Raw genomic sequence first — 662 nt, forward strand, 5'->3', positions numbered from 1 at the left:
GATCCACTGGTTGTCACCGAGCCATCTGTGGCTACTACAGCAGCCGACTCTACTTTGTATAAGCTCATGCTCACCGTGGCTACTCCATTGCTGAAGGTCACACTCGTGGCTGTACCAAAATTCGTGCTTGCTACGGTTGGGTTGGTAGCTGGGCTTGATGAAGCATTCGCTCCACTGAACGTGATCGACTTAGCTCCTGTATAGCCTGTTGCTGTGTTACCACTCGCATCTTTGGCTGTAATCGTGATGTTTTGACTAGCTCCTGCTGTTTGGGTGCCTGTTCCTGTTATGATGAACTTGCTGGCAGAACCTGCACCTATTGTTACATTCGCACTTGTTACGGCTGTTCCAGTGGCTGGAGTGAATGTGAAGGTTCCTGTTCCCGCTGTTCCTGTGTAGATCAAGCTACTTACGCTTGCTACTCCACTGCTAAAGTCGCCAGCTCCACTTAATTTAGTCGTACCTGATAATCCAGTGATAGCTCCACTTAAACTAGTGCTTACGGTAATGTTATTGCTGCTCGCATCAAAGTTGGTTACCGTATTGCCATAAGCATCTAAAGCTGTTAAGCTATTGGTGCCACTAAAGGATGTTCCACTCACTTGTGGACTTGTTAAGCTAACGGCCAATTTACTGAATGATCCTGCGCTAACAGCTACGCT

General features: G+C 47.6%; 1 protein-coding gene. It reads right to left on the reverse strand.

Going from position 1 to position 662, the window contains the following annotated elements; translation table 11 throughout:
• The coding region (locus G9H65_RS13270; RefSeq protein WP_205753318.1) for a hypothetical protein at window positions 1-662 on the reverse strand (662 nt) is incomplete at both ends.

It is taken from the genome of Aquirufa ecclesiirivi, assembly GCF_011250515.1.
Lineage (GTDB): Bacteria > Bacteroidota > Bacteroidia > Cytophagales > Spirosomataceae > Aquirufa > Aquirufa ecclesiirivi.